General features: G+C 63.3%; 24 protein-coding genes. 10 read left to right on the top strand and 14 right to left on the bottom strand.

The features are described from left to right. Positions 1–95: 95 nt before the first annotated feature. The 4 genes from M2331_RS15425 to M2331_RS15410 all read left to right on the top strand — a co-directional run bounded on the left by M2331_RS15425 (position 96) and on the right by M2331_RS15410 (position 3,473). Positions 96–986, top strand: a complete 891-nt coding sequence (locus M2331_RS15425) for a prephenate dehydratase (RefSeq protein WP_181561094.1) — start codon at positions 96–98, stop codon at positions 984–986. A 199-nt stretch (positions 987–1,185) separates the two neighbouring features. After that, on the top strand, positions 1,186–1,524 hold the full coding sequence (locus M2331_RS15420) for a P-II family nitrogen regulator (RefSeq protein ID WP_181561093.1): 339 nt from the start codon (positions 1,186–1,188) through the stop codon (positions 1,522–1,524). 17 nt (positions 1,525–1,541) lie between these two features. Next, positions 1,542–2,873 (top strand): ammonium transporter, encoded by a 1,332-nt coding sequence (locus tag M2331_RS15415; RefSeq protein ID WP_181561092.1) that lies wholly within the window; start codon positions 1,542–1,544, stop codon positions 2,871–2,873. Between the two features lie 198 nt (positions 2,874–3,071). Further along, a complete protein-coding gene (locus M2331_RS15410) occupies positions 3,072–3,473 on the top strand; it encodes an MAPEG family protein (RefSeq protein WP_181561091.1) in 402 nt (133 codons plus the stop codon). Between the two features lie 22 nt (positions 3,474–3,495). Here the strand turns inward: M2331_RS15410 and M2331_RS15405 are convergent, their stop codons facing one another. Next, positions 3,496–3,930 carry a TIGR01244 family sulfur transferase gene (locus M2331_RS15405; protein WP_181561090.1) on the bottom strand — a complete coding sequence of 145 codons (435 nt, stop codon included), beginning with the start codon at positions 3,928–3,930 and terminating at the stop codon, positions 3,496–3,498. A gap of 91 nt (positions 3,931–4,021) precedes the next feature. After that, positions 4,022–5,179, bottom strand: a complete 1,158-nt coding sequence (locus tag M2331_RS15400; RefSeq protein WP_181561089.1) for a GNAT family N-acetyltransferase — start codon at positions 5,177–5,179, stop codon at positions 4,022–4,024. Between the two features lie 159 nt (positions 5,180–5,338). On the opposite strand from M2331_RS15400, the gene M2331_RS15395 reads away from it, so the two are divergent. Together M2331_RS15395 and M2331_RS15390 are read left to right on the top strand one after the other, a co-directional pair. Then, positions 5,339–6,442, top strand: a complete 1,104-nt coding sequence (locus tag M2331_RS15395) for a fatty acid desaturase (protein WP_181561088.1) — start codon at positions 5,339–5,341, stop codon at positions 6,440–6,442. Positions 6,443–6,521: 79 nt separating this feature from the next. Continuing rightward, positions 6,522–6,860: a DMT family protein gene (locus M2331_RS15390; RefSeq protein WP_181561087.1), complete on the top strand. Its 339-nt coding sequence runs from the start codon at positions 6,522–6,524 to the stop codon at positions 6,858–6,860. A gap of 22 nt (positions 6,861–6,882) precedes the next feature. On the opposite strand, the gene M2331_RS15385 is transcribed toward M2331_RS15390, so the two are convergent. From M2331_RS15385 to M2331_RS15375, 3 genes are read right to left on the bottom strand one after another with little or no spacing between them, the layout of a single operon-like run. After that, positions 6,883–7,788 carry a YdiY family protein gene (locus tag M2331_RS15385; RefSeq protein ID WP_181561086.1) on the bottom strand — a complete coding sequence of 302 codons (906 nt, stop codon included), beginning with the start codon at positions 7,786–7,788 and terminating at the stop codon, positions 6,883–6,885. 58 nt (positions 7,789–7,846) lie between these two features. Further along, positions 7,847–8,338 (bottom strand): crossover junction endodeoxyribonuclease RuvC, encoded by a 492-nt coding sequence (gene ruvC, locus M2331_RS15380; RefSeq protein WP_181561085.1) that lies wholly within the window; start codon positions 8,336–8,338, stop codon positions 7,847–7,849. 19 nt (positions 8,339–8,357) lie between these two features. Next, a complete protein-coding gene (locus M2331_RS15375; protein WP_181561084.1) occupies positions 8,358–9,101 on the bottom strand; it encodes a YebC/PmpR family DNA-binding transcriptional regulator in 744 nt (247 codons plus the stop codon). Between the two features lie 178 nt (positions 9,102–9,279). Here M2331_RS15375 and M2331_RS15370 point away from each other — a divergent pair, with 178 nt between their 5' ends. From M2331_RS15370 to kdsA, 4 genes are read left to right on the top strand one after another with little or no spacing between them, the layout of a single operon-like run. Further along, positions 9,280–10,389 (top strand): glycerophosphodiester phosphodiesterase, encoded by a 1,110-nt coding sequence (locus M2331_RS15370; RefSeq protein ID WP_181561083.1) that lies wholly within the window; start codon positions 9,280–9,282, stop codon positions 10,387–10,389. Between the two features lie 43 nt (positions 10,390–10,432). Next, positions 10,433–13,231 (top strand): DNA polymerase I, encoded by a 2,799-nt coding sequence (gene polA / locus M2331_RS15365; RefSeq protein WP_181561575.1) that lies wholly within the window; start codon positions 10,433–10,435, stop codon positions 13,229–13,231. A 27-nt stretch (positions 13,232–13,258) separates the two neighbouring features. After that, a complete protein-coding gene (locus M2331_RS15360) occupies positions 13,259–14,077 on the top strand; it encodes an SDR family NAD(P)-dependent oxidoreductase (protein ID WP_181561082.1) in 819 nt (272 codons plus the stop codon). Between the two features lie 55 nt (positions 14,078–14,132). After that, complete coding sequence (gene kdsA, locus M2331_RS15355; RefSeq protein WP_181561081.1) at positions 14,133–14,969, top strand: 3-deoxy-8-phosphooctulonate synthase; 837 nt, start codon at positions 14,133–14,135, stop codon at positions 14,967–14,969. A 16-nt stretch (positions 14,970–14,985) separates the two neighbouring features. On the opposite strand, the gene M2331_RS15350 is transcribed toward kdsA, so the two are convergent. The 9 genes from M2331_RS15350 to M2331_RS15310 form a co-directional block, all read right to left on the bottom strand. Further along, positions 14,986–15,918, bottom strand: coding sequence for a ParB/RepB/Spo0J family partition protein (locus M2331_RS15350; RefSeq protein WP_181561080.1), 933 nt, complete (start codon positions 15,916–15,918; stop codon positions 14,986–14,988). Then, positions 15,915–16,697 carry a ParA family protein gene (locus M2331_RS15345; protein ID WP_181561079.1) on the bottom strand — a complete coding sequence of 261 codons (783 nt, stop codon included), beginning with the start codon at positions 16,695–16,697 and terminating at the stop codon, positions 15,915–15,917. The genes M2331_RS15350 and M2331_RS15345 overlap by 4 nt, the downstream gene beginning before the upstream one ends. Then, a complete protein-coding gene (gene rsmG, locus M2331_RS15340; RefSeq protein ID WP_181561078.1) occupies positions 16,694–17,428 on the bottom strand; it encodes a 16S rRNA (guanine(527)-N(7))-methyltransferase RsmG in 735 nt (244 codons plus the stop codon). The genes M2331_RS15345 and rsmG overlap by 4 nt, the downstream gene beginning before the upstream one ends. Further along, the gene (mnmG, locus tag M2331_RS15335) at positions 17,425–19,299 is read right to left on the bottom strand and encodes a tRNA uridine-5-carboxymethylaminomethyl(34) synthesis enzyme MnmG (protein WP_264592422.1); all 1,875 of its coding nucleotides are present in this window, start codon (positions 19,297–19,299) and stop codon (positions 17,425–17,427) included. Before mnmG ends, rsmG begins: the two co-directional genes overlap by 4 nt. 80 nt (positions 19,300–19,379) lie before the next feature. Then, on the bottom strand, positions 19,380–20,675 hold the full coding sequence (mnmE, locus tag M2331_RS15330) for a tRNA uridine-5-carboxymethylaminomethyl(34) synthesis GTPase MnmE (protein ID WP_181561077.1): 1,296 nt from the start codon (positions 20,673–20,675) through the stop codon (positions 19,380–19,382). A gap of 24 nt (positions 20,676–20,699) precedes the next feature. Further along, a complete protein-coding gene (locus M2331_RS15325; protein ID WP_181561076.1) occupies positions 20,700–20,966 on the bottom strand; it encodes a DUF6489 family protein in 267 nt (88 codons plus the stop codon). A gap of 180 nt (positions 20,967–21,146) precedes the next feature. Beyond that, positions 21,147–21,827 carry a YjbE family putative metal transport protein gene (locus M2331_RS15320; protein WP_181561075.1) on the bottom strand — a complete coding sequence of 227 codons (681 nt, stop codon included), beginning with the start codon at positions 21,825–21,827 and terminating at the stop codon, positions 21,147–21,149. A 28-nt stretch (positions 21,828–21,855) separates the two neighbouring features. Beyond that, a complete protein-coding gene (gene rho, locus M2331_RS15315; RefSeq protein ID WP_181561074.1) occupies positions 21,856–23,112 on the bottom strand; it encodes a transcription termination factor Rho in 1,257 nt (418 codons plus the stop codon). A gap of 175 nt (positions 23,113–23,287) precedes the next feature. Beyond that, positions 23,288–23,728 (bottom strand): CopD family protein, encoded by a 441-nt coding sequence (locus M2331_RS15310; RefSeq protein WP_181561573.1) that lies wholly within the window; start codon positions 23,726–23,728, stop codon positions 23,288–23,290. Positions 23,729–23,740 lie beyond the last annotated feature (12 nt).

Below are 23,740 nucleotides of genomic sequence, written 5' to 3'. Positions count from 1 at the left end.
TTGCGCGGGTGCAAGCCTGTCGGAAGGCCTGTGTCGCGACACAGGCGCCGGCGCCTTGCGCGGCAAGGCCCAAAGCCCTAAGCGCAGCGGCCATCATGGACACTTACCCGCTCCCCGCGCAGCGCCTTGTCGCCGAGATGACGGACGCCGCCGCGCGCGCGCCTGAGCGTGCGATAAGCTTTCAGGGCGCGCCGGGCGCCAATTCGCATCTGGCGGTGATGGATTTTGCGCCGGACGGCCTGCCCCTGCCCTGCTTCAGCTTCGAAGACGCGCTGGATGCCGTGCGCGATGGCCGTGCCGACCGCGCGATGATTCCCATCGAGAATTCGCTGCATGGGCGGGTTGCGGACATGCACTTTCTGCTGCCCGAATCCGGCCTGTCGATCATCGACGAATATTTCCTCCCGATCCACCACAGCCTGATGAGCGCGGACGAGACGCCGCCGGTCAGCGCGCTCAGCCATGTGCAGGCGCTGGGGCAGTGCCGGAAATATCTGCGCAGCCGTGGCATCCGCCCGATCGTCTATGCCGACACCGCCGGCGCGGCCGCGCTGGTCGCCGAGGTCCGCGAGCCCGGCGCAGCGGCGATTGCGCCCTCGCTCGCCGCGCGACTCTATGGCCTCACGATCCATGATGAGAAGATTGAGGACAGCAGCGACAACATGACGCGCTTCGTCGTGCTGGGCCGCGATGCGATCATGCCCTCGCGCGACGGGCCGGTGATGACGAGCTTCCTCTTCGAGGTGAAAAACATCCCCGCCGCGCTCTATAAGGCAATGGGCGGCTTTGCGACCAACGGGGTCAATATGACCAAGCTGGAGAGCTATCAGCGCGGCGCCAGCTTCTCGGCGACGGAATTCTACGCCGATATCGAGGGGATGCCCGGCGACCCCGCTGTTGATCGCGCTTTGGAGGAACTCGCGTTCCACAGCAAATGGGTCCGTCTGCTGGGCAGTTATCCGCAGGGCCGCTCCCGCTCGATCTGACGTCGCTGGGCCTCGATGCCCTATCTACCTGATAACTGCCAACGATCTGTGCGTACTTTTTAAGCACTGCCCACACGTGCCGCCTCAATTTGAGGCAATCGCCTCAACGAGGCTCGACTGCCAACCGCTTTAACGCCTCGTTTATGATTTGGCACAGCTCTTGCTTGGCATTCCCCTGCAACCAATGGGGGCGCAAGAGATGAAACTCATTATGGCAATCATCAAGCCGTTCAAGCTGGACGAGGTGCGTGAAGCTCTCTCTGCGCTGGGCGTGGCTGGCATGACAGTAAGTGAAGTGAAGGGTTTTGGCCGCCAGAAGGGCCAGACCGAAATCTACCGCGGTGCGGAATATTCCACCAACATGGTTCCGAAGATCAAGGTCGAGGTCGTCTGTGACGATGCCCTCGCGCCGCGTGTTGTGGAAGCCGTGCAGCAGGCCGCCAACAGCGGCGCCATCGGCGATGGCAAGATCTTCGTCCTCGACGTGGGACAGGCCATCCGCATCCGCACCGGCGAAACCGGCGAAACCGCGCTGTAAGTTAAAGGGGGTAACGCATGACACCTTTCAAGACATTCTGCGGCGCGGCGGGGGCTCTGGGCCTTTCGCTCTTCGCCGCCTTGCCCGCATGGGCGCAGGAGGCCGCAGCGGAAGCCGCGCCTGCCGTTCCCAATCCGGGTAACAACGCATGGATGATGACGTCCACCGTCCTCGTTCTCCTCATGATCCTGCCCGGCCTCGCCCTGTTCTACGGCGGCCTGACGCGCTCCAAGAACATGATCGCCACCATGACGCAGATCGGCGCCGTTGCGGCGCTCGCGATGCTCATCTGGGTGATGTACGGCTACGGCCTCGCCTTCGGTCCTGAAGGCAATCAGTTCATCAGCTGGGGCAAGTTCTTCCTTGCTGGCATCACGCCGGATTCGACGGCCGCGACCTTCACGTCTGAAGTGATCTCGGAATATGTGTTCGTCAGCTTCCAGATGACCTTCGCCGCGATCACCATCGCCCTCGTGCTTGGTGGCATCGTCGAGCGCATGAAGTTCTCGGCCATCATGGTCTTTGCCATCGTCTGGCTGACCATCGTCTACTTCCCGGTCGCCCACATGGTCTGGGAAGCGCGCGGCGTGTTCTTCGCCATGGGTGCTCTGGACTTCGCCGGCGGTACGGTCGTGCACATCAATGCGGGCGTTTCCGCACTGGTCGCCGCCCTCATCCTCGGCAAGCGCAAGGGCTTCCCCAGCGAGCCGATGCCCCCGCACAGCCTGACGCTGACCATGGTCGGCACCGGCCTGCTGTGGGTCGGCTGGTTCGGCTTCAACGCCGGTTCGGCGCTTGAGGCCAATGGCTCTGCGGCTCTCGCCATGATCAACACCTTCGTCGCCACCGCCTCGGCCGGTCTCTTCTGGATGCTCACCGAGCGCGTGATGGGCCACAAGGGTTCGGCTCTCGGCTTCTGCTCGGGCATCATCGCCGGCCTCGTCGCCGTGACACCCGCTGCGGGCAACTCCGGTCCGTTCGGTGCCATCGTTCTCGGTGCCGTTGCCTCCATCGTCTGCTACTTCTTCGTCGCGAAGGTGAAGCCGGCGCTGGGTTATGACGACTCGCTGGACGCCTTCGGCATCCACGGCGTGGGCGGCATCATCGGCGCCATCGGCACCGCAGTGGTCTATTCGCCCTCGCTCGGCGGCCCTGGTGGCGCCGACTATGCGATGGGCGGCCAGCTGGTCACGCAGATCACGGCCGTGCTTGCCACGATCGTCATCGCCACCGTGGGCACCGTCATCGCCATGTTCATCGCCAAGGCCCTCACCGGCCTGCGGGTGAGCACCGAAGTCGAGCAGGAAGGCCTCGACCTCGGCGAGCACGGCGAGCGCGCTTACAACTGATCCGAATTCGGCGGGGGCGAAAGGTCCCCGCCGTCCGTTGTTCCTCCTGCGAACATCCCTGGGCCGGCGTGAAAGCGCCGGCCTTTTTTTCGGGCTCCCGCAAGGTGACGATTGCCTTCCCGGACACGGCAATTCCATTTCGTGCCTGACCGTCCTATTCCTCATCCGGCGAAAGACGCCCGATGAGGAGACTGAACGATGCCGATTGAACTGATCATTCTGGCCTGGGGCTGCCTGCTGGCCCTCGTTCACATCTTCGCTGCCGTGCGGGCCAAGACCGCGCAATATGGCACCGCCTGGAATGTCGGCGCGCGCGATCAGTCGCTGCCCGAGCCCAAGCCCCTCGTCGGGCGGCTGGCGCGAGCGCAGGCAAATTATTTCGAGACCTTTCCGATCGTCGCCATCGCCATCCTCATCGATGCGCAGCTCGGCCTGTTCGATCGGTGGACGGCCATTGGCGCCGCGCTCTGGCTCGGCGCGCGCATCGTGTATCTGCCGCTTTATGCTGCAGGGGTTCCCGTGGTGCGGACGATGGTATTCGGCATCAGCATGATCGGCGTGCTGATGCTGCTCTGGCCGGCGCTACGCCTCGCGTTCTGAACAGGAGTGCTGGCGGGGGCCGTCAGCCCCTCTGGTTGGCCAGTGCGTGCATCATCTCGCGAATAGGCGAGAGATCATAGCCCGCCGCGGCCGCCTGCTCGGCCAGGACATCGGGCGAATCGCCCGCCCGCGCCCGCGCCAAGGCCCAAAGCAGCGTGCTGCGGGTGCCGGAGCGGCAATAACAGAGCGCCTTGCCCTCGCCATTCTTCGCGAGTGCCTCATCCAGCGCATCGAGCTGCCAGGGCGCAAAGCCGCTATGCGAGACGGGAATGGCGACATAATCGAGCCCCGCCTCCCGCGCCGCCGCCTCGATCGTGTCGCCGGAGGTCTGGTCTGCGGACTCACCCTCGGGTCGGTTGTTCACGATGAGCGAGATGCCCATCGCCGCAGCCTGCGCCACGACATCCGCATCGATCTGCGGGGCGACGAATAGGGATGGGGTCAGTTGCCGCAACATGGCGCGTCTCCGATAAGGGCCTTGCCCGTCCCTAGGCCCGGCAGTCCCCTGCGCGCAAGAGAGGGGTTGCCGGTACGGATTTGCGAAGTGGTCAAAGCGCCTTCTGGTAGATCACATAGCTGCGGTTGATGCGGCTCTCGATCGCCTGGGCAATGGCTTTCATGCCCTGATTATCATCGAGGATCCAGCCGATCTCCCCGCGCGTCGCGCCATAATGGGTGATGGCGTCGCGGCGGATATATTCGATCATCATGAAGGCCAGCTGGCTCGCCATGCGCGAGGATTGGAGCCGCTGGACCACGCCCATCAGCGGCACGCGCATGGTGCGGACCTTGGGCTTGCGCAGCCACCAGAGCAGCTTTGCCCAGCCGAAGGGGAAGAGCGTGCCGTTAAGGCGGGCGAGCGCTTCGTTCATGTCCGGCAGCGTCATCATGAAGGCCACCGGCTCGCCATCCAGCTCAGCGATGCGAATCAGATCCTCGAACACCAGCGGCTTGAGCGCCTTGCCGAAATGCGCAACCTCATGGTCGGTAATCGGCACAAAGCCCCAGTTGCGGCCCCAGGCATCGTTGAGAATGTGCAGGATGATTGCCGCATCCCGGTCGAACTCGCTCTTGTCGACATGGCGAATGCGAATGCGCTCGTTACGCTCGCCGGATTGGACGATCCGCTGGATCAGCGGCGGAAATTCCTGCGTGATGTCGAGCTCATAAGTATCGAGCTGCTTGGCATGGGCATAGCCAGCCGATTCGATCCAGGCGCGATATTCCGGCCTGTTGTGGCCCATCATCACCGTAGGGGAATGGTCGAAGCCCTTCACGAGAAGGCCCGGCTCCTCCCAGATGGAGAGCGAGATCGGGCCGAGCACCCGGGTCATCCCCCGCTCGCGCAGCCAGCCTTCCGCCGTCGCGATCAGCGCGTGCGCGGTTGCTTCATCCATGGCTTCGAACATGCCGAAATTGCCTGTCCCCGGCCCCATGCCCTGCTCGGCAGGCATGGAAATGGCGAGATGATCGATATGCGCGCTGATGCGCCCGACGACCTTGCCACCGCGCCGCGCGAGGAAATACTGATGCTCGGCATGTTCGTGAAACGGGTTCTTGCCCGGTGTCAGCAGGCCGCGCACTTCGCTCTTCAGCGGCGGCACCCAATGGGGATCATCGGCATAGATGGTCCATGCCAAATCGATGAACGCCGCCATGTCGGCCTTGCCGGAGACGGGAGTGATCACTAAATCGGCTGACGTCACGGCGATACCCCTGTCCCGCGCTTCGACCATGAGGCGCTGCTGAGAGGGCACAGCACTGCGGAACTGGCGGCGGATTTGTCAAGCCGCGCGCCGTGGCGGCAGAACAAAATCACATTGCTGCCATGATCTGTGCTCATTCGACCGATAGGACCCCTTTGCATGACCGCAATCGACCAGAGACTGGACGCAGCGCCGTCCGCGCCAGCCGGCAAGGCCCCCGCCGCAGCGGGCCCTGCGCTGGCAACCACGCCCGATGACATGGCGATGCTCCGCGCCGCCGTGGATTTGACGCGCGATCTGGCGACCGCGCGGCCCGGCATCTACTGGCCCGATTTCCTGGCCTCCGCGCTGATCGGCTACGCGGCTATGGCGCTCGCCATGCTGGCCTCGCAAGGTTGGGTGGTGGCCCTCGCTGGCTTGATTTCCGCCCTGGCACTGTATCGAGCGACGAGCTTCATTCACGAACTGACGCACATCCGGGCAGGTGCGCTGCCGGGCTTTCGTTTCACGTGGAACCTGCTGATCGGCATTCCCTTGCTGTTCCCCTCCTTCCTCTATGAAGGCGTGCACACCCAGCATCATGCAAAGACGCGCTACGGCACCATCGATGACCCGGAATATCTGCCGCTTGCGCTGATGAAGCCGTGGAGCCTGCCACTGTTCATCCTCGTGGCCGCCTTGGCCCCGGTGGCGTTCATCGTGCGCTTCGGCGTGCTGGCACCGCTCAGCCTCGTCATTCCGCCGCTGCGCCGCTTCATCGTCGCGCGCTACTCGGCGCTCTCCATCAATCCCGATTATCGGCGCCGCGCACCGGAGGGTGATTTTGCGCGGATGTGGGCCTGGCAGGAGGCCGGCACCAGCCTGTGGTCGATGGCGCTCATCGCCAGCGTGCCGCTGCTCGGCTGGCGCCCGTTGCTCACCTATCTTGCGATTCTCTCGGTTGCGATGGTGGCCAATCAGCTCCGCACGCTGGTCGCGCACCTCTGGGAGAATGAGGGCGAGACGATGACGGTGACCGGCCAGTTCCTCGATTCCGTCAACGTCCCCCCGCCCGCACCGCTGGCTGCGCTGTGGGCGCCGGTGGGCCTGCGCTACCACGCGCTCCACCATTTGCTGCCGAGCGTGCCCTATCATGCGCTGGGCGAGGCCCATCGCCGGATCGCGCAGCATCTGGGCGCGGGATCGACCTATGATCGGGCCAACTATCCCGGCATGGTCCCGCTGGTCGTTCGGATCGCGCGCAGCACGATGGTCGCCCGCTAATCGCACCGGGGAAAATCACGCCGTCGAGCGGCGTATTTTCCCCATCGCCTTCCCGCGGCGAACCTGCCATTTGAGCTTCATGCCCACAATCGCGCTGCTGCTCGCATCCAACATCCTGATGACCACGGCCTGGTACTGGCATCTCAAGGGCGGCATGAGCAAACCGCTCACCCTGGTCATCCTGATCAGCTGGGGCATCGCCTTTTTCGAATATTGCTTTGCGGTGCCAGCCAATCGCATCGGCTACGCCAGCGGCTGGAGCGCGGGCCAGCTCAAGATCACGCAGGAAGTCATCGCGCTAACCGTTTTCGGCGTCTTCATGGTCACCTTTCTGGGTGAACCGCTCCACTGGCGCCATTTCGGCGCGCTGGCCTGCCTCATTGGCGCCGTCGTCTTCATGTTCTGGGGCAAGGCCTGACGCTGTAGACGCCGGGCGCGCGTCAGAAATCGTAGACCAGCGTCGCGCGCGTAATCGTATCCGTCATCTCCGAGCCTGCGGGCGGTGACGTCTCATGGCGCACCGCATAAGAGAGGCGCGCGGAGAGCGAACCGTTGAGCTTGCCGGTGAGGCCAGTGGTGTTCGCATAGCTGCTATTGCCGGAGCTCCACACCGCCTGGGCATTGTTTTTGAGCTCGAAGGCGCGTGAAATCTGCCAGCGCAGATCGGCGGCGGCCAGCGTGTTCAGTTCAGTCGTGTCGGGCTCGTCGATCCCGACGGTGTGCCGCCAAGCCGGCCCGCCCTTGATGTCCAGACTGAAATCGGCCTGCCGCACCAGCCGCACACCGACGCCGCCCGAGGCCGTGGTGCGGTCCGAAAAACCCTGGAACCGGTCTTTCTCGTATGTCGCGAGCCCATAAGCGTAGATCGCGTCGTTCAGGGTGAAGTTGGGCTCATAACTTGCCAGCCACTGGTTGCGCGTCGTGACGCCATCGCTGCGCTGATAGTCGACATTGGCGCGGAACTTGTGCAGCCAATCGATCCCACGCCGTTCAAGCGAGAGACCTGCGCTGATGCCGGAGCTTTCGGTATTGCCGGTGGTGATAAAGCCACCCAGTTCGCCACTGCCTGACCAGGCGTGAAAGAAGCTCGCCTGCCTCAGCCGGGCTTCCCGCTCGGCATCAATGGCGGCCTTGTGCGCCTGAATCTTCTCGTCGATCTCCGCGGCATTGTCGGGATGCGTCTGCTTGGCAAAGCGCGCGACGGTGGCGAGCGCCCCGGCATCCCCGCTTGCGATGGCGGCATCCAGCATGGCCTTGACCGATGGCGGCAGTTCGGCCGCTGCGGGTGCAGCCGCAACGCCGCTCGCTATCATCGCCATTGCGCCAAGCCTGAGGGCCGACTTCATGCCCAACTCCTTCTAAAACGACCGGACGCCCGTCCCGCACGGGGACCGCTTCCCGACCTCACTCGCCTCGTTCGAGCCGCCGACTGGCGCGAAGATGCGCATGGGTGATGGCGACGGCAAGTGCATCCGCTGCATCAGGACCGACCACGCTCGTTCCCGGCAGCAATCGCATCACCATGGCGTGGATCTGATCCTTGCTTGCATTGCCGACGCCCACAATGGCTTTTTTGACGAGCCGGGCTGCATATTCGCCGACCGGTATGCCGGTGCGCGCGGCGCCGAGCAAAATAACGCCCCGCGCCTGCCCCAGCTTGAGCGTCGATTGCGGGTTGGTGTTGATGAACACCTCTTCGACCGCCGCTTCCGCCGGCCGATGTTCCGCGATGAGGGCCGCCAGCGCCGCATCCAGCGCGACCAGCCGGGCAGGCAAGGCGTCGCTCGCCGCCGTGCGGATCTGGCCATTGGCAATATGAGACAGGCGATTGCCCTGCGCACGGATCAGGCCCCAGCCCGTGGTCCCGAGACCGGGGTCGAGACCCAGAATGATCATGACCGCAAGATGCGGGCGATCACCCCAGCTTTTCCATCACGTCGTCGGGAACCTCGTAATTGCCCCAGACGGTCTGAACGTCATCGTCATCATCCAGCGCGTCGACGAGCTTGAGCAGCGTGCCGGCATTGCTCTCGTCCAGTTCCACAGTGGTCTGCGGTTTCCACGCGAGGTTGGCGCTCGCTGCGGCGCCGAGCTTGTCCTCCAGCGCCTTGGCGACCTCGTGCAGGGCATCCATGGCCGTCCAGATCTCGTGTTCATCGTCGTTTGACGACACATCGTCCGCACCCGCTTCCAGCGCAGCCTCGAAGATCGCGTCCGGATCGCCGACGGAGGCCGGATAGGTGATCAGGCCCATGCGATCGAACCCGTGGCTCACCGCGCCGGACGCGCCCAGATTGCCGCCATTTTTGGAGAAAGCCGTGCGAACGTTGGTTGCGGTGCGATTGCGGTTGTCGGTCAGCGCCTCGACGATGATCGCGACGCCACCCGGGCCGTAACCCTCATAGCGCACTTCCTCGTAATTCTCCGCGTCACCCTTGCTCGCCTTGTCGATCGCGCGCTGGATGTTGTCCTTGGGCATGGACTGCGCCTTGGCCGCGTTGATGGCCAGACGCAGACGCGGATTCATGTCCGGGTCCGGCGCGCCCATCTTGGCCGCGACGGTGATCTCGCGCGAGAGCTTGGAGAACATGGCCGAGCGCTTCTTGTCCTGCGCGCCCTTGCGGTGCATGATGTTCTTGAATTTGCTATGGCCTGCCACGGCCGGCTCCTTCGATTATGTGATCCGGATTTTTCTTGGGGGCCTCCTATCGCGGCAAGTCCAATCAGGCAACGGGCGCGAGGGCAGGAGGCAAAATGAGCGCCATCGTCCTGTCACGAAGATGCGCCAGCACGACGCATAGGCTCGTGCCCGTCCTGACTCTCGCGATGGAGGTGGAATGTTGACCCGAAGGGATGCCATCGGTCTGGGCGTCGCGGCCTTGGCGACCCCTGCTCTCGGCGGAGAGACGGGGCGCGCTCAGACGCTCGACGGCAACCAGCCTCTCGTATTCGCTCACCGCGGCGCGAGCGCCCTGCGGCCCGAGCATACGCTGGAATCTTATGGCCGGGCCATTGCGGACGGCGCGGATCTCATCGAGCCGGACCTGGTGATGACGCGCGACGGCGTGCTCGTTGCGCGACATGAAAACGAGATCGGCGGCACCACCGATGTGGCAAAGCGCCCAGAATTTGCAGACCGCCGGACCACAAAGCAGATCGATGGCGAGGCGGTCACCGGCTGGTTCACCGAGGATTTTTCGCTCGCGGAACTCAAGACCCTGCGTGCCGTGGAGCGATTGGGTGCCATCCGCCCGGAAAGCCAAAGCTACGACGGCCAGTTCCCCATCCCGACGCTGGACGAGATCATCGCCTTCGTCGCGGCGCAGGCGGGCACGCAAGGCAGGACGATCGGCCTGATTCCGGAAATCAAGCACTCCACATACTTCGCCAGCATCGGCCTGCCGCCTGAAGACGTCCTGCTCAGGGCGCTGGCCGGCCACGATTATACGCGCCGCTGCCCGATCGTGATTCAGTCGTTCGAAACCACCAATCTGCGCGCCATTCGGCAGAAAATCGGTCGGCCGACGAACATCCAGCTGCTCCAGTTGTTCGAGACATTCGATCGCCAGCCCGCCGATGCCGCCCTCGCCGGGCTGAAGACAACTTATGGCGATATGGCATCGCCAGCCGGGCTCGCCGCCATTGCCGGCTATGCCGATGCCGTCGGCCCCTCCTCGCGCTCGGTCATGCCGCTGGACGCCGAAGGCCGCCTCGCCCAGCCGACCCGCCTTGTGGCCGATGCCCATGCCGCCGGGCTGCGCGTCTATCTGTACACCTTCCGGCCCGAGAACCGCTTCTTGCCCAGCGATCTGCGCGGTCCCGGTGGCGAGAATGCCCGACATGAGGGCGGCTCGGTGGCAGAGATCCGGCGCTACCTGTCGCTTGGGGTGGATGGCTTCTTCACCGATGACCCGGCTCTGGGGCGCCTCGCCGTGGATGGAGCCTGATCGGCGCTGGCCTCCCGCCCGTGGCCGCGCTATCCCGCTCCGCATGGCTTCCCGCAATCATCTCTATCTCGTCGATGGCTCGAGTTACATCTTTCGCGCCTATCACCAGCTTCCACCGCTCACCAACCGCCATGGCACACCCGCCGGCGCGGTATATGGTTATACGGCGATGCTATGGAAGCTCGCCGACGCGCTGGACAAGGAGGAGGGGCCGACCCATCTCGCAGTGATTTTGGACAAGGGCTCGCACACCTTCCGCAACGATCTTTACGATCAGTACAAGGCCCACCGGCCGCCGCCGCCGGAAGACCTGATCCCGCAGTTTCCGCTGATCCGCGAGGCGACCCGCGCCTTTTCGCTGCCCTGCATCGAGGAAGCCGGATTCGAAGCCGACGATATCATCGCCACCTACACCTGCCAGGCGGTGGCGCAGGGCTGGGACGTGACGATCGTCTCCTCCGACAAGGATCTGGCCCAGCTCATCCAGCCCGGCGTGGACATGCTCGACACCATGAAGAACGAGCGGCGCGGGCCGGATTATGTGCAGGACAAGTTCGGCGTCGCGCCCGAGCAGTTGCGCGATGTGCTGGCCCTGATGGGCGACAGCGTCGACAATGTCCCCGGCGTGCCCGGCGTCGGCGCGAAGACCGCTGCGAAGCTCATCGGGGAATATGGCGACCTGGATGCGGTGCTCGCCGCAGCGCCGGACATGAAGCCATCCAAGCTCAAGGAACGGCTGATCGAGCATGCCGAGCTCGCCCGCCTCTCGCGCGAACTGGTTACGCTCCACTGCGAAGTGCCGCTGCCGCACGCGCTCGATGATCTCAAGCTGGATGGCATCCCCGCCGAGCCGCTGCGCGCCTTTCTTGAGGATCAGGGCTTCAAGGCGCTGCTGGCCCGCATGGCCAGCCATGCGCCGGGCCGGCAGACGGCGGATCCCGTCGCCGAGGCGGTCGTGGACGCCGCGCTCGACCCGACGACGCCGGATTTCATCCCCCTGCCCCCGATCAACTGCGAGAGCTACGAGACGGTGACGACGCTGGAGCGGCTGGATGCGTGGATTGCGCAGTCCTACGCCAGCGGCATCATCGCCATCGACACGGAGACGGATTCCCTCGACAGCATGGCTGCCAATCTGGTGGGCATCTGCCTCGCCACCGCCCCCGGCACGGCCTGTTATATTCCGCTGGACCACCGCAGCGGCGACGACATGTTCGCCGAAGCGCCGCCACAGATTCCCATGGCGGACGCCATCGCCCGCCTTCGCCCGTTGTTTGCCGACGCGAGCGTGCTGAAGATCGGCCACAACATCAAATATGATCTCAACGTGCTGGCGCGGCATGGGCTGTCTGTCACGCCCTTCGACGACACGCTGGTGATGAGCTTCGATCTCGATGCCGGGCAGTCCCTTGCCGGCCACGGCATGGATGAGGTTGCGCACGCGGTGCTTGAGCATACGTGCATCAGCTTCAAGGACGTCACCGGCACCGGCAAGAAGGCGATCAGCTTTGCGCAGGTGCCGCTCGATGCCGCCACACGCTATGGCGGCGAGGATGCGGACGTGACCTGGCGGCTGTGGACGCGGTTCAAGCCCCGCCTCGCCCAAGAAGGCGCGACCCGGGTCTATGAGCTGGTGGACCGCCCGCTCATTCCGGTGGTCGCCGGCATGGAGCGCAGCGGCATCAAGGTGGATCGCGATCATCTCTCCCGGCTCTCCGGCCGGTTCGCGCAGGAAATGGCACGGCTGGAAGAAGAGATTCACGCTGAGGCCGGCCAGCCCTTCGCCATCGGATCGACCCAGCAGCTGGGCGCGATCCTGTTCGAGAAAATGGGCCTCAAGGGCGGCAAGAAAGGCAAGTCCGGCGCTTATTCCACGGACGTGACCGTGCTCGAGCGGATGAAGGCGGATGGCGTCAAGATCGCCGGCCTGGTGCTGGACTGGCGCCAGCTTTCGAAGCTCAAATCGACGTATACCGACGCCCTGCAGGCCCAGATCAACCGCGATACCGGACGTGTCCACACCAGCTACTCGCTGACCGGCGCGCAGACCGGCCGCCTCTCCTCGACCGACCCAAACCTGCAAAACATCCCCATCCGCACCGAAACCGGTCGCCAGATTCGCGATGCCTTCATTGCCGAACAGGGCAATGTGATCTTGGCTGCGGACTACAGCCAGATCGAGCTTCGCCTTGCGGCGCACATGGCCGACGTGCCCCAGTTGCGGGACGCCTTCCTGCGCGGCGAGGATATTCATGCCGCGACCGCCCAGGAGCTGTTCGGCGAGATGACCCGCGAGACGCGTGCGCGGGCCAAAACGATCAACTTCGCCATTCTCTACGGCATCTCACGCTGGGGGTTGGCGGCCCGTCTGGAGATCGACGCGGACGAAGCCCAGGCCATGATCAGCCGCTATTTCGACCGCTTCCCCGGCATCTCGGCCTATATCAACGAGACACTGGAGAAGGTGCGTTCCACGGGGCACACGACCACGCTGTTCGGCCGCAAGACCTGGTTCAACCAGATCAAGTCGCCGGTGCAGCACGTCCGTCAGGGGGCGGAGCGCGCCGCGATCAACGCCCCTATTCAGGGAACCAGCGCGGACATCATCAAGCGCGCAATGGTGCGCATGGGTCCGGCTCTTCGGGATGCCGGGCTGGACCGGGTGAAGATGCTGCTGCAGGTCCATGACGAGCTGGTGTTTGAGCTGCCGGAAGACGATGTGGCGGCCGCCACGCCGATCATCCGGTCTGTCATGGCCAGCGCCGCAGAGCCACTCGTTACGCTCACCGTGCCGCTTGGCGTGGAAATTGGCACCGGATCGAGCTGGGGGGCTGCCCATTAGGGGCAGCCATATGCGGAACTCGACCTGATGCCCCACATGCTGATCTTTGGACTTGGTTACACCGCTACACGGCTCGCCGAGGCGCTCCGATCGCGCGGTTGGACGGTCGAGGCGACCGGGCGTGCCGGCACGATCGCATTCGATGACGACGCGGCGGTTACAAACGCCATGCGCCGGGCGACCCACATCCTGTCCTCTGTTCCTCCAACGGACGAAGGCGATCCAGTGCTGCAGCACTATGGTGCCTTGCTGGAAGAAGCACCTGCCGGTTGGATCGGCTATCTGTCGTCGACCGGGGTCTATGGGGATACCGGCGGCGCATGGGTGGATGAAAGTGCACCCGTCGGCAAAGGCCGGCGCAATGCTCGAGCCGCTGCTGATCTAGCGTGGCAGAATCTTGGCGCGCGCGTTCGGGTGTTTCGGTTGCCCGGCATTTACGGCCCGGGGCGCAGTGCCCTGGATCGTGTTCGCGAGGGCCGGGCCCGCAAAATAGATCTCCCTGATCAGATATTTAGCCGAATCCACGTGGAGGATATCGTGTCTGGCATATTGGCCGGCATGGCCGGGCGCTCAGGCGTTTATAATCTCGCCGACGACATGCCCTGTTCGCAGAATGACGTCATTGTGTTCGGCTGTGCCCTCCTCGGCCTTCCTGTCCCGCCCATGCAATCTTTGGAAGATGCGGGCCTGTCTCCGGCCGCACGGGCTTTCTATAGCGAGAACCGGCGTGTCGCGAATGGCAAGGCGAAACGCCTGCTCGGCTGGGAGCCGCGGTTTCCAGATTATCGCAGGGGTCTCGCCGCCTGTCTGGGAGCAGAAGGGATAAACGGCCAGCCTCCCCTGTGATGCGTGGGCGCTGCGCAGGCTTTGCGGGATCGCGCAGTCCAGCTATGCGGAATGCATGACACAGACAGCACCGCGCAGCATCACCATAGGGCAGATGCGCATCGCAAATGACCGCCCTCTCGCCTTGATCGCCGGGCCATGCGCGATGGAATCGCGGGCGCATGCGCTGGAGACGGCGCAGGCCCTTGTCGAGATGACCAGCGCGCTTGGAATGCCGCTCATCTACAAGAGCAGCTTCGACAAGGCGAACCGCACCTCCGTGGATGCGCCGCGCGGCATCGGCCTAGCCCAAGCGCTGGATGTGTTTGCAGAGGTGAAAGCGCAGTTCGGCTGCCCGGTGATCACTGATGTGCATGATGCGGCGCAATGCGCGCCAGTCGCTGAGGTGGTGGATGTCCTCCAGATTCCGGCCTTCCTCTGCCGCCAGACCGATCTCTTGCTGGCTGCTGCCGCAACCGGCCGCGTCGTCAACGTCAAGAAGGGGCAGTTTCTGGCCCCTTGGGACATGGCGAATGTCGTGCGCAAGCTGCGCAGTGCCGGAAACGATCTGGTCATGCTGACCGAACGCGGCGCGAGCTTTGGCTATAACACATTGGTCAGCGACATGCGGGCGCTCCCCCTTCTGGCAGAAACCGGCTGCCCGGTCGTGTTCGATGCCACCCACAGTGTCCAGCAGCCGGGCGGACGAGGAGAAAGCTCAGGCGGCGAACGACGCTTCGTGCCCGTGCTGGCGCGCGCTGCGGTTGCAATCGGCGTCGCGGCCATATTCATCGAAACGCATGAAGACCCTGACCGCGCGCCGAGCGACGGCCCGAACATGGTGCCGTTGCGCGACCTGCCAGCGCTTCTGCGCGACCTTCAGGCGTTCGACGCGCTGGCCAAGCGGCGCTGACGCCCGAAGGAAGCGATTAGAAGCCGCCGCCGGTCAGCTTCTGGCAGATCATGTCCAGCTGTTCGAGGCTGGAATATTGCAGGGTCAGCGTGCCTTTCCCGCCCTCATGATTGATGCCGACGCGCAGGCCGAGCAGATCAGACAGATGCTGTTCCATGGCGATCAGATCGGGATCACGGCCCAACGCGGGCCGCGCCTCAGCACGTGGCGCCGATTTTCCTTCACGTGCCAAGCGAACTAAGCGCTCGGTTTCGCGGACGGAAAGGCCCTTTGACGCAACATCTTTCGCCAGGTCCGCGCAATCGGCGGAGCCGATAAGGGCGCGCCCGTGCCCCATGGACAGGGCCCCGGTCATCACCAACTCCTGAACAGGCTCCGGCAGATCCAGCAACCTGATCAGGTTCGCAATATGGCTGCGCGACTTGCCGACGATCCGGGCCAGCGCGTCCTGGGTGTGGTGAAACTGATTGATCAGGCGCTGATAGGCCTGCGCCTCCTCGATCGGATTCAGCTCCTCGCGCTGGATGTTCTCAACCAGCGCGATCTCAAGCGTCTCCGCCTCGGTGAAGTCGCGGACGATCGCGGGGATCTGGTGAAGCTGCGCCTTCTGCGCGGCCCGCCAGCGCCGCTCACCCGCGACGATCTGATAGCGATCATTCCCAAGCGGTCGCACAACGATGGGCTGGATGATTCCCCGCTCGCGGATGCTGTCTGCGAGTTCAGAGAGCGCACCTTCATCAAAATGTCGCCGCGGCTGATCGGGATGAGGCGACACGCGCACGATTTCAAGGAAGCGCACGGCCTTGGGCCGGTCCGCATCGCTTGTCCCGCTATCCGCCCCAGCCCGGCCCTCCTCGGAAACCGATACGTCGCGTTCGGCTTCACCGAGCAGGGCAGAAAGACCACGCCCCAAACGACGCGGCTTGCCGGATACATCTGCGTCGCTCATGCCGCTACGGTCTCCTTGGGAAGCTTCTCGATCAGTTCGCGCGCGAGCGCCATATAGGCTTCCGATCCGGCACAGCGCATGTCGTAGATAAGGGCGGGCAGCCCGTGGCTGGGGGCTTCCGAGAGGCGCACGTTGCGCGGGATGACCGTCTTGAACACGAGGTCGCCGAGACAGGCCCGCACATCGTCCGCGACCTGATCGGTCAGCCGATTCCGGCGATCGTACATCGTTAGCGCCACGCCGAGGATTGACAGGTCCGGATTGAACCGCGCCCGAATGCGCTCGAAGGTCTGCAGCAGCTGCGACAGGCCCTCAAGGGCAAAGAACTCGCATTGCAGCGGCACAAGGATCGACTGCACCGCGACCATGGCATTGACCGTCAACAGCCCTAGCGACGGCGGGCAGTCAATCAGGCAGACCTCCCAACGACCGGCCTCCGTATTGTTTAAAGCGTTGGCAAGACGATGGGTCCTTTGCTCGACATCGATCAGTTCGATCTCAGCCCCAGAGAGATCCTGTGTGGCAGGAATGAGGTCTAGGCCCGGCACGACCGTGCGAATCACCGCATCGTCAAGCTCACAGTCCCCCATCAGAAGATCGTAGCTCGACCGCGCGCGATCCTTCGTCGTGACCCCCATCCCCGTGGAGGCATTGCCCTGCGGATCAAGATCGATCAGCAGGGTGCGGTGACCAGTGGCAGCCAAGCCAGTAGCGAGATTGATCGCCGTGGTGGTTTTGCCAACGCCGCCTTTCTGGTTCGCGATTGCAATGCTGATCATGACTGTCCTTTTGGCCTCGCCGACGTCGCTGCCGCTTTGCGCCTCTTGCCATTCCGTCTCGAACTGACCGGCTTTTTATCGGTCGCTCTGACCGGGACACGTTTTTTCAGCTGGCGGACTGTTAGAATGGCGCTTTCGGCGTCCGTGACGCTTTGTTCCACGTGAAACACAGCTTGCCAGTCCGGTTGGACAATTTCCAGTTCCTTCTCACTGCTCCGGCCCTTGGGAAGCAGCCAGATTGTGTTTTCGTCCGCCAAATGATGCGCTGTGGCGAGCAGTCGATCCAAAGGCGCATAAGCGCGAGCACTGATCACCGCGGCGGGCCGATCAAATCCGGCCGATTCCACCTTGGATTGAACCACCTCCACGTGACCAAGATCGAGAGCTTCGGCACAGCGTTTGAGGAAAGCGACTCGTAAGGGACGGACCTCTACGAGACGAATCGGCGCCTCGCGCAAGCAGCCGATAACCAGGCCCGGAAACCCAGCGCCGGTTCCGAGGTCCAGCCACAGTCCATCGGCGGGCGTTTGATCGGATACCGCATGAGTTAGCAACTGGGCGGAGTCTACAATATGCCGCGCCCAAATGGATGCCTTGGTCCCAACAGAAATGAGGTTCTGCCGGCCGGCCTCTTCCAGTACGAGGTCCACAAAAGTCCGCAGCCTATCCCCGGTTGGACCATCCCACCAGCCTTGATCGGAGAGCCACGCTTGCGCCTCTTCCTCCGTCATGCGGCGCGGCCCGTCCGCGCTGCGACGAGCAGCGCGGCCAAAGCTGCCGGCGTAATTCCCCTGATCCGGGCGGCACCACCAAGCGTCTCGGGGCGCGCAAGGGTCAACCGTTCGACCATCTCTGTGCTCAAACCGCCGACCGCAGAAAAATCGAGGTCGGCGGGCAGCGCAATGGCGTCATTGGCGCGGAGGGCCCTCACTTCCGCGTCCTGCCTTTCGACGTAAGGCGCATAGATCGCGTCCTGCAAAAGCTCTTCGACAAGGCCGTCTTCTCCCGTTTCCAGGGCCGGCGCATATTTGGCGAGATGCCCGCGCGCCACTGCCGGGAAACGAGCCCACTCAGCGAGGGATCTGCGGACACCGTCGTCGCGAACATTTGCCCCTGCCGCGCGTAAATCAGTGCCGGACACTTGCTTCTCCAACACGTTAGCGAGCGCCGCGCGTGCTTCCTCCCGCTCGTGCCAACAAGTCATTCGGGTAGCGCTTGCCAAGCCAAGCCGAACGGCCGTCGGCGTGAGGCGCGTTGCAGCGTTGTCCGCACGCAGTCGCAGCCGGAACTCGGCGCGCGCGGTCAGCATTCGGTAGGGTTCGGTGATCCCCTGCAGGCAGAGATCGTCAATAAGAACGCCAATATAGCTTTCTGCCCGGTCAAGCAGTAAAGGATCAAGACCCAAGGCATGAGCGGCAGCGTTCGCGCCAGCCACAAGCCCCTGTGCCGCAGCCTCCTCATAGCCGGTGGTGCCATTGATCTGACCGGCCAGAAAGAGCGCAGGCATCTCACGGAGCGAAAGGGTCCGATCCAAGGCGCGCGGGTCGATATGGTCATACTCGACCGCGTAGCCGGGAACGGCGACCTCGACTTGCTCCAGCCCTTCCATGGACCGGAGGAATGCAATCTGCACATCCGTCGGCAGGGACGAGCTCAGGCCATTGGGATAGACAAGATGATCATCCAGACCCTCGGGCTCGAGGAAGACCTGATGGCCCTCCCGGTCTCCGAAGCGGACAATCTTGTCCTCGATTGAGGGACAATAGCGTGGTCCCCTCCCCTCAATATCGCCAGAGAACAAGGGTGAGAGGCCGAGGTTATCGCGAATGATGCGATGCGTTTCGCCGTTGGTCCGGGTGATGGCGCAGCGAAGTTGCGGCAGCTGTTCGCGTTCAACCAGACCTAAATAGGACATCGACCAGGCGTCGAGATCTGACGGCTGCTCTTCCAGCCGGGCCCAATCAATCGTGCGTCCATTCAGACGGGCCGGTGTCCCCGTCTTGAGGCGGCCCATTGGTAGATCGAGGTCTCGCAACTGCTGAGCCAAGGCACTCGCGGCATGCTCACCGATCCGCCCACCGACAACTCGCTCCGCGCCCCTGAACATCAGGCCGCCCAGAAATGTTCCGGTCGTGAGGACAACGGCCTGTCCGCCCAGCTTCTGTCCATCCGCGAGCACAACCCCGCTCAAAGCCCCGGCAGAACCGACATCCAATGCCGCCACTTCACCGCCAATGACCGAGAGGCCCGGTTGCGCCGCAATCATACTCTGAATGGCTGCGCGGTACTTCCGGCGGTCGGCCTGGACACGCGGGCCGCGAACAGCGGCGCCCTTGCTGGCATTGAGCATTCGGCGATGGATCGCGGCGCTGTCTGCGGCGCGCGCCATCAACCCATCCAATGCATCCACTTCACGTACGAGGTGGCCCTTGCCCAACCCGCCGATGGAAGGATTGCAGGACATTTCCCCGATGCGGATCGGATCGGCCGTTACCAGAGCGACACGCGCGCCTCGGCGCGCGGCAGCGGCCGCAGCTTCCGTGCCGGCATGGCCACCGCCGACAACGATGACATTGAACATGGCTTGCGCATGCTTGCTCATGTCCCAGCCCCTAGCGGCCACATCAAAGAGCGTCAAAGCATTGCGGGGCCGGCCGATGTTCCACGTGGAACAAACACCCCCTATTTGCCGATGCAGAAGCCGCGAAACACCTCGTCCAGTACAAGCTCAGTCGTGGTGCGTCCGGTCAATTCATCCAGAGCGGCCAGCACCTGACGAAGATTTTCTGCAACCAGGATTTCGTCTGGCTCACCTGTGCAGGCATCCAAAGCATCACCCGCTCGTTTTATGACAGCTCGTTGCCGCTGTGACAGCGCATAATCGCCGGGCGCCGGCAGCATGCTGCCGGCCAGCGCACACAGTTCCTCAACGAGAGAATCAATCCCCTCCCCTGTCACGCTCGACACGTGCAGGCTCGATGCCTCGCGATCTGCGAGAGCAAGATCGGCTTTCGGTGCGACCTGTACCAATTCCCCTCGACCTGGGGGCGCCTGTTCAGGCCGCCCTAGCCACAGCACGATGTCGGCCTCGGCCAAAAGGGCTTCCGCGCGGCCGATGCCGATCTGCTCGATCTCGTCACCGGCTTCGCGCAGCCCCGCCGAGTCAGACAACACGAATGCGATGCCATTGAGGGCGACTGACGCCTCGATCACATCGCGGGTCGTTCCCGCATGAGGGGAGACAATCGCAGCATCGCGTCCAACCAGCTGGTTGAACAGGGACGACTTGCCAGCATTGGGCGGACCGCTGATGGCGACGCGAATACCATCGCGTAATCGGTCCGCGGAGGGACGCTGCAGTTCCTTACGCATGTCTGCGCTGATCTCAATCGCTGCGGCTGCGATGCGCGCGAGGTCCGCGCCCGATACGTCCCCTTCATCGGAAAAATCGAGCTGAGCCTCGATCTGTGCGGCGAGCAGTCGAAGGTCTGTCGTCCAGGATTCGATCTTGCGCGAGAACGCTCCGCCCATCATCGCCATGGCAGCGCGACGTTGCAGCGCCGTCTCGGCCGCAATCAGATCGCCCAGACCTTCGATGCCGGCGAGATCCATCTTGCCGCTCAGAAAGGCGCGCCGGGTAAACTCGCCCGCCTCTGCCCGCCGAAAGCCCGGCATGGCAGCCAGAGCGGCTTCCAACGCCCGCACCACCGCATGGGAGCCATGGCATTGGAATTCGGCCATGTCTTCGCCGGTCTCTGTATTTGGCCCGGGAAAGCAAATCAGCAAACCTTCATCGAGCAAGTCGCCATTCGCCGGATCGAAAAATCGCCGCAACGTCGCTTGCCGAGCCGCTGGTGCGTCCCGGCCAGTTATGGCGTGAGCAGCTTCAAGAGCAAGAGGCCCAGATACCCGGATGATCGCAATTGCCGCGGGCAGCTGCCCGCTGGAGAGCGCAAAAATCGTATCCCGATCCGTCATCGACCGTCAAACCACGTGGAAAACTCAGCCGTCATTCTTGGATTTTGAAGGAGAGCCAGCGCCCGCCGCGCCCATGCCAATATCCATGAGGCTGGAAAACAATTTCATGCCTGCATCACCCAGCGGCGACATGCTGCGGAACATCCGCTCCATCTGCTCAAGGTTGGTCTGGCCGCTCATCGTATCGAGTACCGCCTGAATATAAAGATCATGGATCGGCTTCAGATCAGGCAGACCGAGAAACGACCGTGCCTCTTCCGGGGTGCACTCAACATCGACCTTGAACTTCATGATGGCAGAGCTCCGCGCCAGATAGGGTGGGTCTGACATGCCGCATCGGAGCTCATTTCGCTAGCAAATTGCCCTCGGCCGGCGATTATCTCCCGGCACTGGTGAGCCAGAAACAAGGAAACCGGCAGCGCTCCTTTTGCTGAGCGCTGCCGGTTCCTGTTTAGCGATTTGCCTCTCGGCTCAGGCGAAGAGCTGGAGCAGCCCGATATCCTTGTCTGTGATGCCGGTGTAGATCATCGTCGCGGCCACATAGAGAATGACCAGCAATCCGATCCAGGCAATCCAACGATAGCGCTCGATATATTTCGCGATGATATTCGCAGCGATGCCCATCAGAGCGACCGCGAAGACCAGGCCGATCATCAAAATGCCGGGGTGCTCGCGGGCTGCACCGGCCACCGCCAGCACATTGTCGAGGCTCATGGAGACGTCTGCAACCGCCACAGCCCAAGCCGCGCCGATGAAGCTCTTCGCGGGACGAAGCCCGGAATGCTCGTCACCCTCGACCTCAGGCGAGCCGGCATTGTGTCCTGCCCCCTGCACGATCTCGCGGTACATCTTCCAGGATACCCACAGGAGCAGGATGCCGCCGGCAAAAATCAGCCCGATGATCTGCATGAGCTGCGTGACCACGAGCGCAAAGGCGATGCGCAGCACCAGCGCGGCAATGATACCGATGAAGATGACCATCCGGCGCTGATGCGCCGGCAATCCCGCCGCCAGCGCGCCGATGACGATGGCATTGTCCCCGGCCAGGACGACGTCGATCAACAGAACTTTGACGAACGCGGACCAGGCGCTGATATCGCCCGAGAACAGCGTGGAGACGTCCGAGACGATATGTGACCAGATTTCAGCCATGGCAGCGCGTAACCCCTGTTGAAATGCGTTACTGGTTCATCGTGGCGAAGAAGTCTTCGTTGGTCTTGGAATCCTTCATCTTGTCGAGCAGGAATTCCATCGCGTCGATCGTGCCCATCTGCATGAGAATACGACGCAGCACCCACATCTTTGAGAGCTTGTCCTTCTCGACCAGCAGCTCTTCCTTACGGGTGCCGGATTTGCCGACATCCAGCGCCGGGAAGATGCGCTTGTCCGAGACCTTGCGATCCAGGACGATTTCCGAGTTACCGGTGCCCTTGAACTCCTCGAAGATCACTTCGTCCATGCGGCTACCCGTATCGATGAGTGCCGTGGCGATGATCGACAACGAGCCACCCTCCTCGATGTTCCGCGCTGCGCCGAAAAAGCGCTTCGGGCGCTGCAGGGCGTTGGCATCGACACCGCCGGTCAGCACCTTGCCGGAGCTGGGAACGACGGTGTTGTAGGCGCGGCCCAAGCGCGTGATGGAATCGAGCAGGATGACGACATCCTTCTTGTGCTCGACAAGGCGCTTGGCCTTCTCGATCACCATCTCGGCGACCTGAACGTGGCGCGTAGCGGGCTCGTCGAAGGTCGAGGAAACCACCTCGCCCTTCACGCTGCGCTGCATGTCCGTGACTTCCTCCGGCCGCTCGTCGATGAGCAGCACCAGCAGGAAGACCTCGGGATGATTGTCGGTGATCGCCTTGGCGATGTTCTGCAGCAGCACGGTCTTGCCGGTCCGCGGCGGCGCCACGATGAGCGCGCGCTGGCCCTTGCCCTGCGGCGCAATAATGTCGATGACACGGGCCGACTTGTCCTTGATCGTGGGATCAAGCGTGTCGAGCCGCAGCTTTTCGTCGGGATAAAGCGGTGTCAGATTGTCAAAATTGACGCGGTGACGGACCACATCGGGATCGTCGAAGTTGACCGAGACGAGCTTGGTCAGCGCGAAATAGCGCTCGCCATCCTTGGGCGCGCGGATCTCGCCTTCCACCGTATCACCGGTGCGCAGGCCGAATTTGCGGACCTGATTGGGCGAGACATAGATGTCGTCCGGGCCGGCCAGATAATTCGCCTCAGGGCTGCGCAGGAAGCCGAAGCCATCGGCCAGCACCTCAATGGTGCCCAGACCCATGATCTGCTCGCCATTTTCCGCCTGCTCCTTGAGGATGGCAAACATGAGGTCCTGCTTGCGCAGCGTCGAGGCACCCTCGACGCCGAGTTCCTCGGCCATGGCGACCAGCTCGGCCGGGGCTTTGCGCTTCAAATCTTTAAGATGCATGGATTGGGTCCGACGGCGGGAGTGAAAATAAAGGGAATATGACTGTGCCGGAATGCCTGGAGAGGGCAATCAGGCGCATAGGTCAGCGCCTGTAAAGGGAACGCCCCGAATTACGCACTGGCCGATTCCAAGTCAAGCGCAGAGCGATGGCCGTCTCACCGCTCGCAAGGTCCGTTCAGAACGGGCGGACGATCACCAGAATGACGATCAGGGTCACGAGCAGCGCCGGCACCTCGTTGATCATGCGCAGGCGCTTTTCCGGCCAGGGACGCAAGCCTCGCGCGAGCTTCTTGGAATAGCCGACGATCCAGCCGTGAAAGCCCGACAGGATGATCACCAGCAGCAGCTTGGCATGGAACCAGCCCTCGCTCCAGGCCCCCGTCTGAAAGGCCAGCAGCAGGCCCAGCACCCAGACCAGTATGATCGAGGGGTTCATGATGATGCGCTTCATTCGCGTCTCACGCTCGATCCACGCCTGATCCTCGGCCGAGCCGGGCTCGGTCTGATGATGGTAGATGAAGTAGCGCGGGATCATGAACAGGCTAGCCATCAGGAAGATGACGAAGATCACATGTGCGGCAAGAACCCACGGATAAGCAGCGCCAAGAAAGCCGATGCCGGGCAGGAT

The organism is Sphingobium sp. B10D7B (assembly GCF_025961955.1).
Taxonomy (GTDB): Bacteria; Pseudomonadota; Alphaproteobacteria; order Sphingomonadales; family Sphingomonadaceae; genus Sphingobium.
The sequence above is the reverse complement of the archived record's forward strand: the minus strand, read 5'-3'. Positions and strand labels throughout refer to the sequence as shown.

Excerpts from the sequence above, each read along its gene's own strand:
- M2331_RS15425 (WP_181561094.1), top strand. The coding sequence starts at position 96 with ATGGACACTTACCCGCTCCCCGCGCAGCGCCTTGTCGCCGAGATGACG.
- M2331_RS15420 (WP_181561093.1), top strand. The coding sequence starts at position 1,186 with ATGAAACTCATTATGGCAATCATCAAGCCGTTCAAGCTGGACGAGGTG.
- M2331_RS15415 (WP_181561092.1), top strand. The coding sequence starts at position 1,542 with ATGACACCTTTCAAGACATTCTGCGGCGCGGCGGGGGCTCTGGGCCTT.
- M2331_RS15410 (WP_181561091.1), top strand. The coding sequence starts at position 3,072 with ATGCCGATTGAACTGATCATTCTGGCCTGGGGCTGCCTGCTGGCCCTC.
- M2331_RS15405 (WP_181561090.1), bottom strand. The coding sequence starts at position 3,930 with ATGTTGCGGCAACTGACCCCATCCCTATTCGTCGCCCCGCAGATCGAT.
- M2331_RS15395 (WP_181561088.1), top strand. The coding sequence starts at position 5,339 with ATGACCGCAATCGACCAGAGACTGGACGCAGCGCCGTCCGCGCCAGCC.
- M2331_RS15390 (WP_181561087.1), top strand. The coding sequence starts at position 6,522 with ATGCCCACAATCGCGCTGCTGCTCGCATCCAACATCCTGATGACCACG.
- M2331_RS15385 (WP_181561086.1), bottom strand. The coding sequence starts at position 7,788 with ATGAAGTCGGCCCTCAGGCTTGGCGCAATGGCGATGATAGCGAGCGGC.
- ruvC (WP_181561085.1), bottom strand. The coding sequence starts at position 8,338 with ATGATCATTCTGGGTCTCGACCCCGGTCTCGGGACCACGGGCTGGGGC.
- M2331_RS15370 (WP_181561083.1), top strand. The coding sequence starts at position 9,280 with ATGTTGACCCGAAGGGATGCCATCGGTCTGGGCGTCGCGGCCTTGGCG.
- polA (WP_181561575.1), top strand. The coding sequence starts at position 10,433 with ATGGCTTCCCGCAATCATCTCTATCTCGTCGATGGCTCGAGTTACATC.
- M2331_RS15360 (WP_181561082.1), top strand. The coding sequence starts at position 13,259 with ATGCCCCACATGCTGATCTTTGGACTTGGTTACACCGCTACACGGCTC.
- kdsA (WP_181561081.1), top strand. The coding sequence starts at position 14,133 with ATGACACAGACAGCACCGCGCAGCATCACCATAGGGCAGATGCGCATC.
- M2331_RS15350 (WP_181561080.1), bottom strand. The coding sequence starts at position 15,918 with ATGAGCGACGCAGATGTATCCGGCAAGCCGCGTCGTTTGGGGCGTGGT.
- M2331_RS15345 (WP_181561079.1), bottom strand. The coding sequence starts at position 16,697 with ATGATCAGCATTGCAATCGCGAACCAGAAAGGCGGCGTTGGCAAAACC.
- rsmG (WP_181561078.1), bottom strand. The coding sequence starts at position 17,428 with ATGACGGAGGAAGAGGCGCAAGCGTGGCTCTCCGATCAAGGCTGGTGG.
- mnmG (WP_264592422.1), bottom strand. The coding sequence starts at position 19,299 with ATGAGCAAGCATGCGCAAGCCATGTTCAATGTCATCGTTGTCGGCGGT.
- mnmE (WP_181561077.1), bottom strand. The coding sequence starts at position 20,675 with ATGACGGATCGGGATACGATTTTTGCGCTCTCCAGCGGGCAGCTGCCC.
- M2331_RS15325 (WP_181561076.1), bottom strand. The coding sequence starts at position 20,966 with ATGAAGTTCAAGGTCGATGTTGAGTGCACCCCGGAAGAGGCACGGTCG.
- M2331_RS15320 (WP_181561075.1), bottom strand. The coding sequence starts at position 21,827 with ATGGCTGAAATCTGGTCACATATCGTCTCGGACGTCTCCACGCTGTTC.
- rho (WP_181561074.1), bottom strand. The coding sequence starts at position 23,112 with ATGCATCTTAAAGATTTGAAGCGCAAAGCCCCGGCCGAGCTGGTCGCC.